15 protein-coding genes are annotated in these 14,887 nt (G+C 71.2%); 9 read left to right on the forward strand and 6 right to left on the reverse strand.

Going from position 1 to position 14,887, the window contains the following annotated elements:
- The first annotated feature begins 23 nt into the window (after positions 1 to 23).
- The 6 genes from gap (at position 24) to tgt (ending at position 6,619) form a co-directional block, all read left to right on the forward strand.
- Positions 24 to 1,043 (forward strand): type I glyceraldehyde-3-phosphate dehydrogenase, encoded by a 1,020-nt coding sequence (gap, locus tag JDY09_RS02910; protein ID WP_274717515.1) that lies wholly within the window; start codon positions 24 to 26, stop codon positions 1,041 to 1,043.
- Between the two features lie 67 nt (positions 1,044 to 1,110).
- Positions 1,111 to 2,280: a phosphoglycerate kinase gene (locus tag JDY09_RS02915; protein WP_428837459.1), complete on the forward strand. Its 1,170-nt coding sequence runs from the start codon at positions 1,111 to 1,113 to the stop codon at positions 2,278 to 2,280.
- 31 nt (positions 2,281 to 2,311) lie between these two features.
- The gene (tpiA, locus tag JDY09_RS02920; protein WP_274717517.1) at positions 2,312 to 3,079 is read left to right on the forward strand and encodes a triose-phosphate isomerase; all 768 of its coding nucleotides are present in this window, start codon (positions 2,312 to 2,314) and stop codon (positions 3,077 to 3,079) included.
- Positions 3,076 to 4,605 (forward strand): 2,3-bisphosphoglycerate-independent phosphoglycerate mutase, encoded by a 1,530-nt coding sequence (gene gpmI, locus JDY09_RS02925; RefSeq protein ID WP_274717518.1) that lies wholly within the window; start codon positions 3,076 to 3,078, stop codon positions 4,603 to 4,605. The genes tpiA and gpmI overlap by 4 nt, the downstream gene beginning before the upstream one ends.
- A gap of 205 nt (positions 4,606 to 4,810) precedes the next feature.
- A complete protein-coding gene (locus JDY09_RS02930; protein ID WP_274717519.1) occupies positions 4,811 to 5,272 on the forward strand; it encodes an Hsp20/alpha crystallin family protein in 462 nt (153 codons plus the stop codon).
- Between the two features lie 90 nt (positions 5,273 to 5,362).
- The gene (gene tgt, locus JDY09_RS02935; protein WP_274717520.1) at positions 5,363 to 6,619 is read left to right on the forward strand and encodes a tRNA guanosine(34) transglycosylase Tgt; all 1,257 of its coding nucleotides are present in this window, start codon (positions 5,363 to 5,365) and stop codon (positions 6,617 to 6,619) included.
- Here tgt and JDY09_RS02940 read toward each other — a convergent pair.
- From JDY09_RS02940 to JDY09_RS02955, 4 genes are all read right to left on the reverse strand, one after another.
- Positions 6,616 to 7,866 carry a protein kinase domain-containing protein gene (locus JDY09_RS02940; RefSeq protein ID WP_274717521.1) on the reverse strand — a complete coding sequence of 417 codons (1,251 nt, stop codon included), beginning with the start codon at positions 7,864 to 7,866 and terminating at the stop codon, positions 6,616 to 6,618. The two genes, tgt and JDY09_RS02940, sit on opposite strands and share 4 nt — an antisense overlap.
- A gap of 10 nt (positions 7,867 to 7,876) precedes the next feature.
- Complete coding sequence (locus JDY09_RS02945) at positions 7,877 to 8,539, reverse strand: hypothetical protein (protein WP_274717522.1); 663 nt, start codon at positions 8,537 to 8,539, stop codon at positions 7,877 to 7,879.
- A gap of 29 nt (positions 8,540 to 8,568) precedes the next feature.
- Complete coding sequence (locus JDY09_RS02950; RefSeq protein ID WP_274717523.1) at positions 8,569 to 9,306, reverse strand: metallophosphoesterase family protein; 738 nt, start codon at positions 9,304 to 9,306, stop codon at positions 8,569 to 8,571.
- Between the two features lie 129 nt (positions 9,307 to 9,435).
- Complete coding sequence (locus JDY09_RS02955; RefSeq protein ID WP_274717524.1) at positions 9,436 to 9,732, reverse strand: DUF3467 domain-containing protein; 297 nt, start codon at positions 9,730 to 9,732, stop codon at positions 9,436 to 9,438.
- A gap of 138 nt (positions 9,733 to 9,870) precedes the next feature.
- On the opposite strand from JDY09_RS02955, the gene JDY09_RS02960 reads away from it, so the two are divergent.
- From JDY09_RS02960 to JDY09_RS02970, 3 genes are all read left to right on the forward strand, one after another.
- Positions 9,871 to 10,278, forward strand: coding sequence for a 23S rRNA (pseudouridine(1915)-N(3))-methyltransferase RlmH (locus JDY09_RS02960; protein ID WP_274717525.1), 408 nt, complete (start codon positions 9,871 to 9,873; stop codon positions 10,276 to 10,278).
- 72 nt (positions 10,279 to 10,350) lie between these two features.
- Positions 10,351 to 12,024, forward strand: a complete 1,674-nt coding sequence (gene argS, locus JDY09_RS02965) for an arginine--tRNA ligase (protein ID WP_274717526.1) — start codon at positions 10,351 to 10,353, stop codon at positions 12,022 to 12,024.
- Between the two features lie 120 nt (positions 12,025 to 12,144).
- The gene (locus tag JDY09_RS02970; RefSeq protein ID WP_274717527.1) at positions 12,145 to 13,491 is read left to right on the forward strand and encodes a hypothetical protein; all 1,347 of its coding nucleotides are present in this window, start codon (positions 12,145 to 12,147) and stop codon (positions 13,489 to 13,491) included.
- 11 nt (positions 13,492 to 13,502) lie between these two features.
- Here JDY09_RS02970 and JDY09_RS02975 read toward each other — a convergent pair whose 3' ends face one another.
- A complete protein-coding gene (locus JDY09_RS02975; protein ID WP_274717528.1) occupies positions 13,503 to 14,255 on the reverse strand; it encodes a cytochrome c biogenesis CcdA family protein in 753 nt (250 codons plus the stop codon).
- A gap of 27 nt (positions 14,256 to 14,282) precedes the next feature.
- Positions 14,283 to 14,819 carry a cytochrome c-type biogenesis protein gene (locus tag JDY09_RS02980; RefSeq protein WP_274717529.1) on the reverse strand — a complete coding sequence of 179 codons (537 nt, stop codon included), beginning with the start codon at positions 14,817 to 14,819 and terminating at the stop codon, positions 14,283 to 14,285.
- Positions 14,820 to 14,887 lie beyond the last annotated feature (68 nt).

Here is a 14,887-nt window from a genome sequence, read left to right on the forward strand (position 1 = left end):
CCAAGCGACTGCGAGGACCCCAGATGCCGGTGAGAGCTGCGATCAACGGTTTCGGACGGATCGGACGCAACGTTTTCCGCGCCGCCTTCGAGCGCGAAGCGGACATCGAGTGGGTGGCGGTGAACGACATCACCGACACCGCGACGCTCGCCCACCTGCTCCGCTACGACTCCAACTACGGGCCCTTCCCGGGCACGGTCGAGCACACCGACAACGCCCTGATCGTTGACGGGCGCGAGGTGCGCGTGCTGGCCGAGCGCGACCCGGCGGCGCTGCCCTGGGGCGAGCTCGGCGTCGACGTCGTGATCGAGTCGACCGGTCTTTTCACGAACCGCGACGACGCCGCCAAGCACCTCGCGGCAGGGGCGCGCAAGGTGATCATCTCCGCTCCCGCCAAGAACCCCGACATCACCGTGGCGCTCGGTGTCAACGACGACGCCTACGACCCCGACCGTCACCACGTCATCTCGAACGCCTCCTGCACCACCAACTGCCTGGCACCGGTAGCCAAGGTCCTCCACGAGACGGTCGGCATCGAGCACGGCGTGATGACCACCGTCCACGCCTACACCGCCGACCAGCGGCTGCAGGATGCCCCGCACAAGGACCTGCGGCGGGCGCGTGCCGCGGCGATCAACCTCGTGCCCACCTCGACCGGAGCGGCGCGCGCGATCGGTCTCGTGATCCCCGAACTCGCCGGCAAGCTGAACGGGATCGCGGTGCGCGCACCCGTGAGCACCGGCTCGGTGGTCGACCTCGTGGTGCGCACCGCTCGGCCGACGAGCGAGGACGAGGTCAACGCTGCGGTCCGCGAGCGGGCCGACAGCGGCGAGCTCGCCGGCATCCTCAAGTACACCGAGGAGCCGATCGTTTCGACCGACATCGTGCGCTCGCCGTACTCGTCGATCTTCGACGCGCAGCTCACGATGATGATCGAGGACCGCCTGCTCAAGGTCGTCGCCTGGTACGACAACGAGTGGGGCTACTCGAACCGAGTCGTCGAACTGGCCGAGAAAGTCCTCGCCGGTACGCGCGTTGGCTAGCGCGAACGCCACCCCCCGACCTGGCCGAGACGGCGCGCCGCCACCCCAGCGCTTCCGCAAACGCACCTTGCGCGACCTCGATATCGCGCAGGGCCAGCGCGTGCTCGTGCGCGCCGATTTCAACGTGCCGCTCGCCGACGGCGCGATCACTGACGATCGTCGCATCCGCGCCGCGCTGCCGACGATCGAGCACTTGCGCGGGTGCGGTGCGCGCATCGTCGTCTGCTCCCATCTCGGCAGACCAAAGAGCCACGACCCCGAGACGTCTCTGCGGCCGGTAGCCGAGCGGCTCGCGGAGCTGAGCGGCGCCGTCGTGCACCTCGCCGACGACGTCGCCGGTCCGCACACGCAAGAGCTCGTCGCCGGCGCCGAAGCGGGCGAGATCGTGATGCTCGAGAACCTGCGCTGGGAGCCGGGCGAAACCGCCAACGACGAGGGCTTCGCGCGCCGGCTCGCGAGCCTCGGCGAGGCCTACGTCAACGACGCTTTCGGCGCCGCGCACCGCGCCCACGCGTCGACCGCCGGTGTCTGCCGGTTTCTGCGGCCGGCGGTGGCCGGTTTTCTTCTCGAGCGCGAGGTGACGACGCTCGAGCGGCTTGTCGAGGCGCCCGAGCGACCGTTCGTCGTGGTTCTCGGCGGCGCCAAGGTCAACGACAAGGTCAAGCTGATCGAGCGCTTCTTGACGATCGCCGACGAGCTCCTAATCGGCGGCGCGATGTGCTTCGCGTTCTTCCGCGCACAAGGGCACAGCACCGGCGACTCGCTGGTCGACGACGAGGGCGCAGCGATCGCCCGCGAGGTGCTGGTGCGAGCCGAGGCCGCGCGCTGCCAGCTGCGCCTGCCGGTCGACATCGTCGCCGCCGACCGCTTCGCGGCCGACGCCGAGCGACGCGAACTTGACGGTGTCGACGTGCCCGACGGTTGGATGGGGCTCGACATCGGGCCCGCCACGGCGCGGCTGTACGCCGAGCGGATCGCCGCCGCGGGATGCGTCTTCTGGAACGGTCCGATGGGCGCCTTCGAGCTCGAGCCGTTCGCGGCCGGTACGAGCGCGCTCGCCGAGGCGGTTGCGAACGCCCGTGCCACGACCGTGGTCGGTGGCGGCGATTCGGCGGCGGCGCTCGCCGCTTTCGGGCTCGACGAACGCGTCGATCACGTCTCGACCGGTGGCGGCGCTGCGCTCGAACTGCTCGAAGGACGCGAGCTTCCGGGCGTCGAGGCGCTCGACGACGCCTGATGCCGCTCGACCCGCCCACGGAGGGGATCCGATGAAACGCAAGCCTTACGTCGCCGGCAACTGGAAGATGTGGGGAACGCGCCGCCAGGCACGCGACTACTTCCCGCGCCTGCTCGAGCGCCTCGCCCCGGTGGCTGAGCGGACGGTCGACGTCGGGATCTGCGCCCCCTTCACCGCGCTCGACGTGTGCGTGGAGGCGGCGCGAGGGAGCGGTGTGCGCGTGCTCGCCCAGAACATGCACCAGGCGGCGGAGGGGGCGCACACCGGCGAGATCTCGGCGGCGATGCTCACAGAACTGGGCGTCGACGGCGTCGTGCTCGGGCACTCCGAGCGGCGCCGCGACCACTGCGAGAACGATCGCGCTTTGCGGGAAAAGCTGCCAGTGGCGCTGGCTGCAGGGCTCGAGCCGATCCTCTGTGTCGGCGAAACCGAGGAAGAGCGCGAGCAGGGCGAGACCGAGCGGCGGCTTCGCCAGCAGGTGTGGGAGGCGCTCGAGGACGTTCCCGACGACCGTCTCGGCGACATCGTGATCGCCTACGAACCCGTATGGGCGATCGGTACCGGCCGCACCGCCACACCCGACCAGGCTCAGGAGGCGATTGCTTTCATCCGCGCGCTCGTGGCTGATCGTTCGCGCGAGGCGGCGGCGAAGATCCGCATCCTCTACGGCGGCAGCGTCAAACCCGACAACGCCGCTGACATCCTCGCCCAGCCCGACGTCGACGGTGCCCTCGTCGGTGGTGCGAGCCTCGACCCCGTGGGGTTCGCCACTATCGTCGCAGCGGCGGAAGAGCGGTGAGCAGGCGTTTCGAGCGAGTCTGCTTGGTGGTGCTCGACGGTTGGGGTCTCGCTCCGGCCGGTCCCGGTAACGCGATCGCGCTCGCCCGTACGCCCGTGTTCGACCGCCTGTGGGCGGAGCTGCCGCACACCCAGCTGACGGCGTGCGGCCGTGCCGTGGGACTGCCCGACGGACAGATGGGCAACTCGGAGGTCGGGCACCTCAACCTCGGCGCGGGTCGCATCGTGCGCCAGGACCTCACCCGCATCGACGACGCGATCGCCGACGGGTCGTTCTTCGACAACGATGTGCTGCGCGCCGCCTGTGCCGATGCCCGTGCCGGCAGCGGCAGGCTGCACCTGCTCGGGCTCGTCTCCGACGGCGGTGTCCACGCAAGCATGGACCACCTGCAGGCGCTGCTCGAACTGGCGCAGCGCGAGCGCGTGCCCGACGTCTGCGTGCATGCTTTTACCGATGGGCGCGACACACCGCCGACCTCGGGCGCCGGTCATATCGAGACGCTCGCGCGGTGGGTCGACGAGCTCGGCGGACGCGTCGCGACGATCAGCGGGCGCTACTACGCGATGGATCGCGACCGCCGCTGGGAGCGGACGAAGAAGGCGTACGACGCGATCGTGCACGGGCAGGCCGAGGGCGGGCACTTCGACGATCCCGTGGCGGCGGTGCGCGCCGCCTACGACGCCGGCGAAACCGACGAGTTCATAACGCCGCGGCTGGTGGGCGCCGAGGGGCGCGTGCGCCCCGACGACGTCGTCGTGTTCTTCAACTTCCGTCCCGACCGTGCCCGCCAGCTGGTGCGGGCGCTGGCCGAACCCGAGTTCGCGGAGTTCGAGCGTGGCAGCGAAGCGGTCCGGGAGCTCGTCACGCTCACCCGCTACCAGGAGGAGTGGGACTTCCCGGTTGCCTTCCTTCCCGAAAAGCCCGATGTGACGCTGGCCTCGGTGCTCGCCGACAAGGGCTTGCGCCAGCTGCACGCCGCCGAGACCGAGAAGTACCCGCACGTCACGTACTTCTTCAACGGCGGTGTGGAGGACCCGTACCCGGGCGAGGAGCGGATCCTGATCGACTCGCCGCGTGACGTCCCGACCTACGACCACAAGCCGGAGATGTCGGCGCCGGCCGTAGCCGACGCCTTCTGCGAACGTTGGCGGACGGGCGACTATGCGTTCGGGATCGTCAACTTCGCGAACCCCGATATGGTGGGCCACACCGGCGTGATCGAGGCGGCGGTGCGCGCGGTCGAGTGCGTCGACCGCTGTCTCGGCCAGGTCGTCGACACAGTGCGAGCGACCGGCGGCGCCTGTGTGGTCACCGCCGACCACGGCAACGCCGACAACATGCTCGAGCCGGACGGCAGTCCCAACACCGCGCACTCGATGAACCCGGTGCCGTTCGTGATCGAGCCCGCGGTCGGCGCCCTGCACGCCGACGGTGGCGTGCTCGCCGACGTCGCCCCCACGGTGCTCGCCCTGCTGGGGCTCGATAGCCCGCGGGCGATGACGGGTAAGCCACTTTACGAACGGTAGTTCCGCCTGCGCAGCAGCAGCAGCAGCAGTAGTAGCAGCAGCAGCCTGCGAGGGCGACTCCGGCGATCGCTCGGCTGTCCGCAGCGGCCTGACAGCCTGGTACGACCTGAGCCATCAACGCTAAATAGATGTGACAAGAAGACGCTTAGATTTTATGATTGCTGCTGAGTAAAGAATCAGTTCGCGGAAGGAGGTGAGGAGACAGATGGCCATGCTCGTTCGACCGGAACCGCTAAGCGCGGAGCTCGACCGGCTGTTCACGTCGCTCTTCGGCGAGGCTCGGCCCGAGCGGTGGGTGCCGGCTATGGACCTCTATGAGACCGACGACGCCTACGTGCTGAAGGCCGACCTACCCGGCCTGTCCGAGAACGACGTCTCGATCGAGGTCGAGAACGGCGTTCTGACGATCTCCGGCGAGCGCCGCTCCGAGCGCGAGGAGAAGCGTGACGGCTGGATCCGCGCCGAGCGCACGTTCGGGCGTTTCAGCCGCTCGCTGACGCTCCCGGAGGGCGTCGATCCGAACCGGATCACCGCCGAGTTCGACAAGGGCGTGCTCACCGTTCGCGTGCCGAAGCCGGAGCAGCACCGTCCGCACCGGGTGCAGATCCGCGCGGCTGGCGGCGACGGGCAGCGCACGCTCGAGGGCGAGGCGCGCGAAAAGGCCTGATTCGCTGACCTCGATCTGAGTCTCTCCGGACAGTCGCAGGCGGGCGCGCTCGCGGGCGCGCCCGCCTGCACGCTCTGTAGCCTCGCGGCGGTGTCGACCCGAGCGTCCTCCGCCACCGTGCAGCGCCTGCGTTTCACCATCCAAGCTCGCGACGGCGGCGCGCGCGCGGGCGTTCTCGAGCTGCGTCACGGAACCGTCGAGACACCGGCGTTCGTGCCGCTCGCCTCGGCCGCTACCGTCCGCACGCTTGACTTCGACGACGTCGAGCGCCTCGGCTACACGCTCGTTCTCGGCAACACCTTCCTGCTGATGTTGCGACCCGGCGCCGACACGGTCGAGCGCTTCGGCGGGCTGCACGGTTTCACCGGGTGGCGCGGGGCGTTCATCACCGACTCCGGCGGTTTCCAGGTCTTCTCGCTCGGCCACGGATCGGTAGCTGAGGAGATCAAGGGTGCGCGCCGTCGCCCCGACGCGGAGCGCCTCTTGCTGTCGATCGACGAGGAGGGCGCGCGCTTCCGCTCTTACGTCGACGGCTCCGTGCAGGTGCTGACGCCGGAACGGTCGATGGCGGTACAAGCGGCGCTCGGGTCCGACATCGCCCTCGCCTTCGACGAGTGCACGCCGTTCCACGCCGGGCGCGACTACACCGCCCGCTCGCTCGAGCGCACCAACCGCTGGCTCGACCGCTGCATCGCCTGGCAGCGCGCCAACGCGCCGGCCTGGCAAGCGCTCTACGGCATCGTCCAGGGAGGCGTGTGGGAGGACCTGCGCGAGCGCTCCAAGGCCCACTTGCTGTCGCGCGACATCGACGGGGTAGCGATCGGCGGGTCGCTCGGGCGCGACAAGGCGCAGATGCGGGACGTCGTCGGCTGGTCCGTGCGCGGCCTGCCCGACGAGCTGCCGCGCCACCTGCTCGGGATCGGCGATGTCGAGGACGTGCTCGACGCAGTGGCGCTCGGCATCGACACCTTTGACTGCGCCACTCCGACCCGGCTCGCTCGCCACGGAACCGCGCTCGTTCCCGACCCAGCCAGCCGTTTCCGGCTCGACGTCGGCAAAGCCCCGTCGCGTTTCGACGATCGTCCACTCGCTGCCGGTTGCGCCTGCCCCACCTGTCGGCGCCACAGCCGCGCCTACCTGCACTACCTGGTGCGCGCCGGCGAGCCGAGCGCCGGGCGGCTCCTCACCCTCCACAACCTCGCCTTCATGGCTGCGCTGATGCGCGGGATCCGGGCCGCCGTGCGCGCCCGGCGCTTCGCCGACTACCGCTCGGCCGTGCTGGCCGGTCGCGAGCCGTTCGGACCGCTCACGCCGCCCCAGCAGAAGGAGACCGACAAGGGCTGCTAGCGCGTCCAGTCGCGTAGGAACTGGCGCAGCTCGTCGATCTGGGTCTGCACGTCGGGTGCGCGCACGGGTGCCGGGCGTTCGACGGGCTGGGCGCTGCGAAGCGCCGCCAAACCGGCTACACCGGCGGCTGCGAGGGCAGCGAGAACCGTCACCACCGCCACCGCTCGCGCCAGCCGACGAGAGCCCCGGCGTGCCGGCCGCGCCGGCGCCCCTGCAGCGCCGGTCGAACTGGTCGGGCGCGCCGCCTCACCGAGCGGCACCCCGCCGTGTGCGCTGACGGGGCCGGGCGGGGTGTGAGCGAGCACCCGTGTGGCGTCCGCGTTCGCGGCGGTCGCACCCGATGCCGCGCCAGCGACTGCGCCGGCGCTAAGAACACGGGTCGCCTGGTTTTCGAGCGCAGCTGTCGCCGCCGTGGTGCGCCCGGTCAGCCCCGCCTCGAGTGCCTGCGCGAAGTCCAGCGCACGCGCGTAGCGGTAGCGCGGGTCGCGCGCCAGCGCCACCCGCACAGCGCGGTCGAGCGCTTCCGGCACCTCGGGACGGAAGTCGGTTATCGGACGGATCTCGTCCTGCTGCTGTTTCAGCGCCAGCTCGGTCAGCGAGCCGTACTCGTGGGGCAAGCGGCCGGCGAGAAACTGATAGACGCAGACGCCGAGGGAGTAGATGTCGGAGGCCGGACCCACCTCCTCGCCGCGTGCCTGTTCCGGCGAGAGGTAGGCGGCGGTGCCAAGCACCGCCCCGACCTGGGTGATGCGGGTCTGCTCGGCGGCCTTGGCGATGCCGAAGTCGGTGAGCTTGGTGACGCCGGTGGTACGCGAGACAAGCAGGTTCGCGGGCTTGACGTCGCGATGGACGATTCCGGCGCGGTGCGCGTAGTCGAGCGCAACGCAAGCGTCGCGGCCGATCGCGACGGCTTGCTCGATATCGAGCCGGCGATGGTCGCGGAGCAGCTCGGCGCAGGAGAAGCCGTCGACGTACTCCATCACGATGTAGTGGCGGCCGGAATCCGGGTCGAAGCCGGAGTCGTAGACCTGGACGATGTTCGGGTGTTGGAGGCGTGCTGCCGCCAGCGCCTCATGGCGGAAGCGCGCCACGAACGACTGGTCCTGGGCGAGGTGCTCGGCGAGCAGCTTGATAGCCACGGGCCGCTCGAGCACCTCGTCGACCGCGCGGAAGACGGTCGACATGCCGCCGGCTCCGATCCGCTCTTCGAGCCGGTAGCGACCGCTCAGAAGCGTTGGGGTCGCCACGTGCGCCCTCCTAGCCCCCGTTGCCGCTGGCTCCGTCCGGCGCCGGTGCGCCGCCCGACTGCCGCCCGCGCGTCCTCTTCGGGGCCTTGTCCGCCGCGCCGGGGCTGGGTGTGACCGCTCCGGCACCGCCGCCCGGCTGGGTCGGCTGCGTTTGGGGGGTGGGTGTGGTTTCTGGTCCCGTGCTGGTTTCGCTCGGTTGGGTGGCCGTGTCGATCGGGGCGGGCTCGGTCACCTCGGGTGTCGTCACCTCGGGCACCGTGGGCGTGGTGACGCACTGCTCGCGCACCAGCGAGAACAGGTGGTCGAAGCTTTGCGTGAGGGCGTCGCGCAGCTCCGCGTCGCGGACGCGGGCGATCGCCTCGCGAACCGGTGTGGTGTTCGGATCGGCGCCGCCGGTGATGTCATTGCAGGCACCGCCGCCCACCTGGAAGCGGCGTTCGATCGAGTCGAGCTGGCGCGCGAGCGCGTTCGCGACCTCGGGATCGAGCCGTGCCGACGAGCGCTGGCGCTCGAGTGCCGAGCAGCCGCTCACCGTGACCGCGAGCAGCGCGATCGCGGCGAGCGAGCGCAGCTGGCCGAGGGGACGAAGCCGGGCGGCGGCACCGGTGGCGCGCCGTGGCGTGCCCTGCGCGGGGCGTGCGGTCCGCCGTGCGCTGTCGCGAGCGTCCGTCACGGGAGCTAACCCTAGGCGGATGTCGCCGCTCACGTGCCCGTCCACAGGCGCTCCGCCAAAAGGGGCGGCAGTCCCGCGGCGACGATCGCCGCTGCTGCCTCGTCGACCGGGTACTCGACGCGCCGCCACACCGCGGTCAGCCGCTCGAGATCGAGCAGCAGCCAGCTCGCACGCGGGTCGTAGTCGCGCGGCTGGCCGACGCTGCCGGGGTTGAGCAACCAGCAGCCCTCGGAGAGGGCGAGCTCGCGGTCTGGCTCGGCGACAGCACCCGTCGTGCCCTCGCCGTCGTCTCCGGACGCCGTGAAAAACAGCGCGACGTGCGAGTGCCCGATGCAGCCGATGCGGAAGTTCATTGCCGCGAGGCACTCAGCCGCCTGGGGGACGCTCAGGACGTACTCCCAGACCGGGTCGCGTGGACTCGCGTGCCACAAGCCCACCGGCCCCGAGAGGTCGAACGGCAGGCGGGCGGAGAGCAATGCGCGACCGGCAGGGTCGAGAACCTCGCGCGTCCACTCGGCGGCGGCGCGTGCGTGCGCCGAAAACTCGGTGATAGCGAGCGTCCCGCAGACGACGAGGTCGTGGTTGCCCGCCAGCCAGCGGCTGCAGCGCTCGGCGACGAGCTCGATGCACTCGTTGGGGTGGGCCCCGTAGCCGACCACGTCGCCGAGGCACCAGATCTCGCTCACGGCCGAGCGCTCGATGTCACCGAGCACGGCGCGCAGCGCCGGCAGGTTGCCGTGGACGTCCGAGATCAGCGCGACACGCATCGGCCTAACGAGCGCGGCGGCTGGAGGGTGCCCCAGCCGTCCTGCGGGGCGGGCGCGGCGCGGCGGTCGCGACTCGGGACCGCCCGGTGACGCCCACGCCGCGGGCGTTGCACGGTCGGGGGCCGCGGGTCAGTCCTCGGGGCCGCCGTACTCGGGCAGGTCGCGGATCCCCTGCCGCGTTTGCCAGCGCGCGTAGTTGTCCTGGAGAGCGTCGATCAGCTCGCGCACGAACCGCGGCGACATGTTGATACGCGACACGACGACCCCGGGGACCTCGCCCTCCTCGACCTCGTGGTCGACGCGGGCGAAGGTGATCGAGAACTCGTAGTCGGAGTGCGAGACGTTGGCGAAGTTGGCATACACGCCCGCCATCGTCTCGGGGTCGGCATGAATGTTGAACCGTCGCTCGGCGTGGTTTTCGTTCACGCGCCGAAGTATCGCAAGGGGCGGTAGCCGGCCGTGGATCGCGGTGCGGCAGCCGGCGCCTGCGGCTACAGGGTTGTCGCAGCACGGAGCTGGTCGTGGCCGCGGCGAGCCGCCTGCTGCCGTCATGATCGGGGCGCGATGCGGATCGTGATCCTCGCCGTCGGTCGCGCGCGCCCGCCGTTCGCCGACGACTGCGAGCACTACCTGCGCCTGCTGCGGGCGAAAGCGCGTGTCGAGCTGCACGAGCTGCGCGACGAGCGGCGGCTGCGCGAGCGCCTGTCGCCGTCGGCCCACTTGGTGTGTCTGAGCGAGCGCGGCCGATCGTTCGACTCGCTGGGTTTCGCGCGCTGGCTCGACCAGCGGATCCGCGCCGGCCGCGACCTCTTTTTCGCGCTCGGGGGTGCGCACGGGCTCGAGCTGCCGGAAGCGGACGAGGAGCTCTCGCTCGGCCCGTTGACGCTGCCCCACCAGCTCGCGCGCGTGGTGTTGCTCGAGCAGCTTTTCCGCGCCCACAAGATCCTTGCCGGCGAGCCTTACCACTACTGAAGCCGGCCGCGGAGCGGCGTCGGCCGCTCCGAGCGGTGCGGGCGCGGCGGAGCGGTAATCTCGGCGACCGTCGTGGCGACCCGAGCCGATAACGCCTGCGACCCGATCGCTTCGCTGCGCGACGCGGTGGTAGTGGCCGCTCGCACGCTCGCCGACGGCGATCTCCCGCGGCTGCCGACGCTCGATCGCCCGCCCAAGCTCGAGCTCGGCGACTTCGCTACCAACGCCGCGATGCTGCTGGCACCGCTCGCGCGCTCGGCGCCGCGCGAAGTTGCGGAGCGACTGGCGGCTGCGCTCGCCGACGAACTCGGCGAACGTGTCGCCGCGGTCGACGTCGCGGGGCCAGGTTTTCTCAACCTGCGGCTCGCGGACGCGTGGTTCAAGCGGGCGCTGGCGCAGGTGCTCGCCGCGGGCGACGCGTACGGGCGACCGCTCGCCGCCGGCCCGCGCGAGCGGATCCTGGTCGAGTTCGTAAGCGCCAACCCGACCGGCCCGATCACCGTCGCTTCGGGCCGCCACGCCGCCTACGGCGACGCCCTCTGTCGCCTGCTCGAGTTCTGCGGCCACACCGTCGAGCGCGAGTACTACGTGAACGACGCCGGATCCCAGGTCGAGCGTTTCGCCCGCTCGATCGCGGCGCGCGCGCGCGGCGAAGAGCCGCCGGAGGACGGTTACCGGGGCGACTACGTCGCCGAGCTGGCACGGGCGATCGACGGCGCCGCCGACCTCGACACCGAAACGCTCGCGCGCCGCGGTGTCGAGGCGATGATGGCGTCGGTAAGGGGCACGCTCGAGCGTTTCGGTGTGCGGATGGACCGCTACTTCTCGGAGCGCTCCTTGCACGAGAGCGGCGCGATCGAGCGGGCGCTCGAGCAGCTCGCACGCGCCGGTCACACCTACGAAGCGGACGGGGCGCTGTGGTTGCGCACCACCGCCTTCGGCGACGACAAAGACCGTGTCCTGCGCCGCTCGAACGGCGAGTACACCTACTTCGCCGCCGACATCGCCTACCACGCCGACAAGCTCGCGCGCCTCGCTGCAGCCAACCCCGAGGGCGGTTACCGGGCGATCGATGTGCTCGGCGCCGACCACCACGGCTATGTCGGCCGCATGCGCGCCGCCTGGCAGGCGCTCGGCGGCGAGGGCGACCGCCTCGAGCTCGTGATCATGCAGCTGGTACACCTCGTCGAGGGCGGCAGCAGGGCGCAGATGTCGAAACGCGCCGGCACCGTAGTCACGCTCGACGAGCTCGTCAGCGATATCGGTGTCGACGCTGCGCGGTGGTTTCTGCTCTCGCGCAGCCACGACACGACGCTCGAGCTCGACCTCGACCTGGCGCGCAGCCAAGCCCAGGACAACCCCGTCTTCTACGTCCAGTACGCCCACGCGCGCATCGCCAGCATCCTCCGCCGCGCCGGGACCGACCGCGAGACAGCTGTCCGCGGCCGCGACCTCGAGGCGTCGCCCGAGACACTGGCCCCGGCGGCGCGCGAGCTTCTTTTGAAGCTGTTCGCCTTCCCGTCCGAGGTGGGCGAAGCCGCTGCGCTGCGCGCGCCGCACCGCCTGACTGCCTACCTGCTCGAGCTGGCGCGCGCGTTCTCGGCCTTCTACCGCGACTGCCGCGTGCTCGGGGCGGACGAAGAAGGGGGAGACGAGAACTTCCGTTTGGCGGTGTGCTTGGCGGTGCGCGACACGCTCGCGCGCGGTCTGGGGCTGCTCGGCATCGCGGCACCAGACGAGATGTAGCGGCCGGACGTCACCGCGGCGGTCGGCCGCCGGATTGGCAACCGGGCGCCGGTGTGGCGCGGGAGCGTCGGCGCGAACCGACCGGCGTTTACTGGGCTCGCCTCTAGGTACGATCGGCGCGTGGCTCGGGCGCAGGGACTCGCGCTGGCCTTCACAGTGGCGATAGCGCTCGCGATGGCGCTTGCGGTTGCGCCAGGTGCGCAAGCAGCGCGCACAGCACTGATCGAGCGCTACGTGGCGATCGCCGGGGCGCCCGCGCCAGGCGCGGCGCGCTACGACCGGGTGTTCGCCTACCAGGTCGGGGCGCGGAGGGCGCGCACCGTGGTGGTGCTGGTGCCTGGCTTCCTCGGCGGGGCCGGCACGATCGCACCGGTCGCGCGCGACATCGCCGCACGGTTGCCGGCCACCCAGGTGTGGGTCGTCGACCGCCGCGAGCAGGCGCTCGAGGACCAGCGCGGCTTCGCCCGCCGCAGCGCCAGCGCCGCTTACGACTACTACTTCGGCGGCAAGTACAGGCGTGTGCGCGGGCTCGACGTGCCCTATGCGTCGGAGTGGGGGCTCGCCGTGCAGCTCGCCGATCTGCGACGCGTGGTCCTCGCCGCGCGCAAGGGTGGGCGTCGGGTGGTGCTTGGCGGCCACTCTCTCGGCGCTTCGACGGCGCTCGCCTACGCGGCGTGGGATTTCGCCGGCCGGCCGGGCTACCGCGACATCAGCGGGCTGGTGTTGATCGACGGCGGGCTTCTCGGCACGTTCGCCTCGGCCGACGCCGCTCGCGCCCGCCGCGAGCTCGACGAGATGCGTCGCGGGCAGGTTTTTGAGGACGTGCTCGGCCTCGGTGTTCCCGAGCTCGCTGGGATCTTCGTGCAAACCGCGGGGCTCTACGCGCTTCGCGCCCCCGACGTGCCGGCCAAACTCCAGCCGCTGGTGCCGGCGGCCTTCCGGCCGGCGTTCACCGTCACCAACGAGGCGCTTGTCGGTTACGCCTTCGACCGCGACACGTCGCCGCCGGGGTTCGAGTTCGTTCGCGTGCGGGCGGGGAGGCTCGCGGCGGCGGGCGACCCGCGCCCGTGGGTGAGCGGCGAGCGCACCCCGATCGAGCGGCTGGTGCGAGCGATGGCGGCGACGAAACCGGATTTCATCGAGTGGTACTTCCCGCGCCGCTTGCGGCTCGACGTCGACGCTGCGAACGACCTGCGCATGACCGCGGCGGCGAAGATCCTTGGGCTTCGGCTGCGCTGGGCGCGAAGGGTCGACGTGCCGCTCTACGCCTACCAGACCGACCTCACCGGCGGTCGCGTGTTGCGGGGGGCGCGCCGTTTTGTCGCGATCTCGCGTGTGCGCCGCTACCGCTTCGTCGACGATCCCGCGGCCAGCCACCTCGACCCGGTCGTCGGCGATCCCCGCTCGAACCGCTTTCTCAAGACCGTCGTGCCGTTCCTGCGCGAGCTAGAGCGGACACGTCGGTGAAGGCGCGGCCGTCAAAGGCGCGCGAACACGTTCAGTCCGAGCCGGTCGAGGAGCGCCAGCGCCTCGGCGTTGAGCCGCGCTAGCTCGTCGGTGTAGAGCAGCACCCCCATCGCTACCAGCACCACGCCGGCGAGGGTTGCCACCACGCGCCAGCGGTTGCGAAGGAAGCTAAAGAGGGGTGCGACGCGCGCGAAGGCGATGGCACAAAGGAGGAACGGCACGGCGAGACCGGCGGCGTAGGCGGCGAGGAGTAGTGCGCCGCGCGAGACGGTCGCCTCGGTGCTGGCGGCGGTGAGGATCGCGCCGAGCGTCGGGCCGGTGCACGGCAGCCAAGCCACGGCGAACGCCAGCCCTGCCACGACCGGCCCGCCTGTGCGCGCACCCTCGACGAGGCGGCGTGGGCGCCACTCGCGTCCCACCGCCGGCCACAGCGCGCTCGCCACGAACAGCAGCCCGAGGGCCACGATCGCTACCCCGGCGACCTTTTCGAGCAGCGCGCGGTGGTCCTGGAGCAATCGGCCGAGCCCGGTCGCGGTCAGCCCGAGGGCTACGAACATCGCCGAGAACGAGAGACAGAAAACGAGCGCCGGGCCAAGCACCGCAAGCCGGCGCCGGCCCGCCGCGAGCTCGGCGAACGACACGCCCGAGATCGTCGACAGGTAGCCCGGCACGAGCGGCAGAACGCAGGGCGAGATGAACGACACGAACCCGACCGCGAAGGCGGCGACAACGCTCGCGTCGGGCCCGGAGGCGGCGAGAACCAAGGTGTGGTCAAAAGAGACCACGCGCGGTCACCACAGGCCGCTGCGCTCGAGCGCTCGCTCGACGCGTGGGTCGTCGGGGTCGCCGAGCCCAGCCGCAGCGTTCGCTCGTGCGCCACCACTTGCTGCGTCGACCGGGGCGCCCAGACCGCTCGCCGCCGCCGCGCGCGCCCGTCGCCACCGTGCCACCCCTGCCGCCAGTGCTGTCAGCGCACAGACCAAACCTGCGGCCGGTACGAGATAGGAGAACACGCGCGTTCCGCTGTCGGGCGGCACGGCGAGCACGCGCGGTCCGAACTCGGCGACGAGCGCGCGTTTGATCTGTTGCTTGTCGTAACAGCGGTCGACCAGCCGTTGGATGAACGCGCGCTCACGTTCGGCCTGCGGCGCCTCGGTCGCAAGGCCGAGCGGCGTCCCGCACACAGGGCACATCACCTCGTCCTCGACGTCGGCGAGAGTCGTCTTCGGGCAGGCGAGCGCGGCGGGCGTGAGCGCGACAGCGCATAGCGCCACGAACGCCGCCACAGCGGCAGTCGCGGCGAAGCGGTTGCGAGAGGACCGTGCCACCGCCGCAAGCGTAGAAGCGCCGGCCGCCTCGACGGCGACTATCCTCTTTCTACCGCCGCGCCACCCGG

Source organism: Thermoleophilum album (assembly GCF_028867705.1).
Classification (GTDB): Bacteria; Actinomycetota; Thermoleophilia; order Solirubrobacterales; family Thermoleophilaceae; genus Thermoleophilum.

Bases quoted from the DNA above. Each gene is read 5' to 3' on its own strand.
- gap (WP_274717515.1), top strand. From the start codon at position 24: ATGCCGGTGAGAGCTGCGATCAACGGTTTCGGACGGATCGGACGCAAC.
- tpiA (WP_274717517.1), top strand. From the start codon at position 2,312: ATGAAACGCAAGCCTTACGTCGCCGGCAACTGGAAGATGTGGGGAACG.
- JDY09_RS02930 (WP_274717519.1), top strand. From the start codon at position 4,811: ATGGCCATGCTCGTTCGACCGGAACCGCTAAGCGCGGAGCTCGACCGG.
- JDY09_RS02950 (WP_274717523.1), bottom strand. From the start codon at position 9,306: ATGCGTGTCGCGCTGATCTCGGACGTCCACGGCAACCTGCCGGCGCTG.
- JDY09_RS02960 (WP_274717525.1), top strand. From the start codon at position 9,871: ATGCGGATCGTGATCCTCGCCGTCGGTCGCGCGCGCCCGCCGTTCGCC.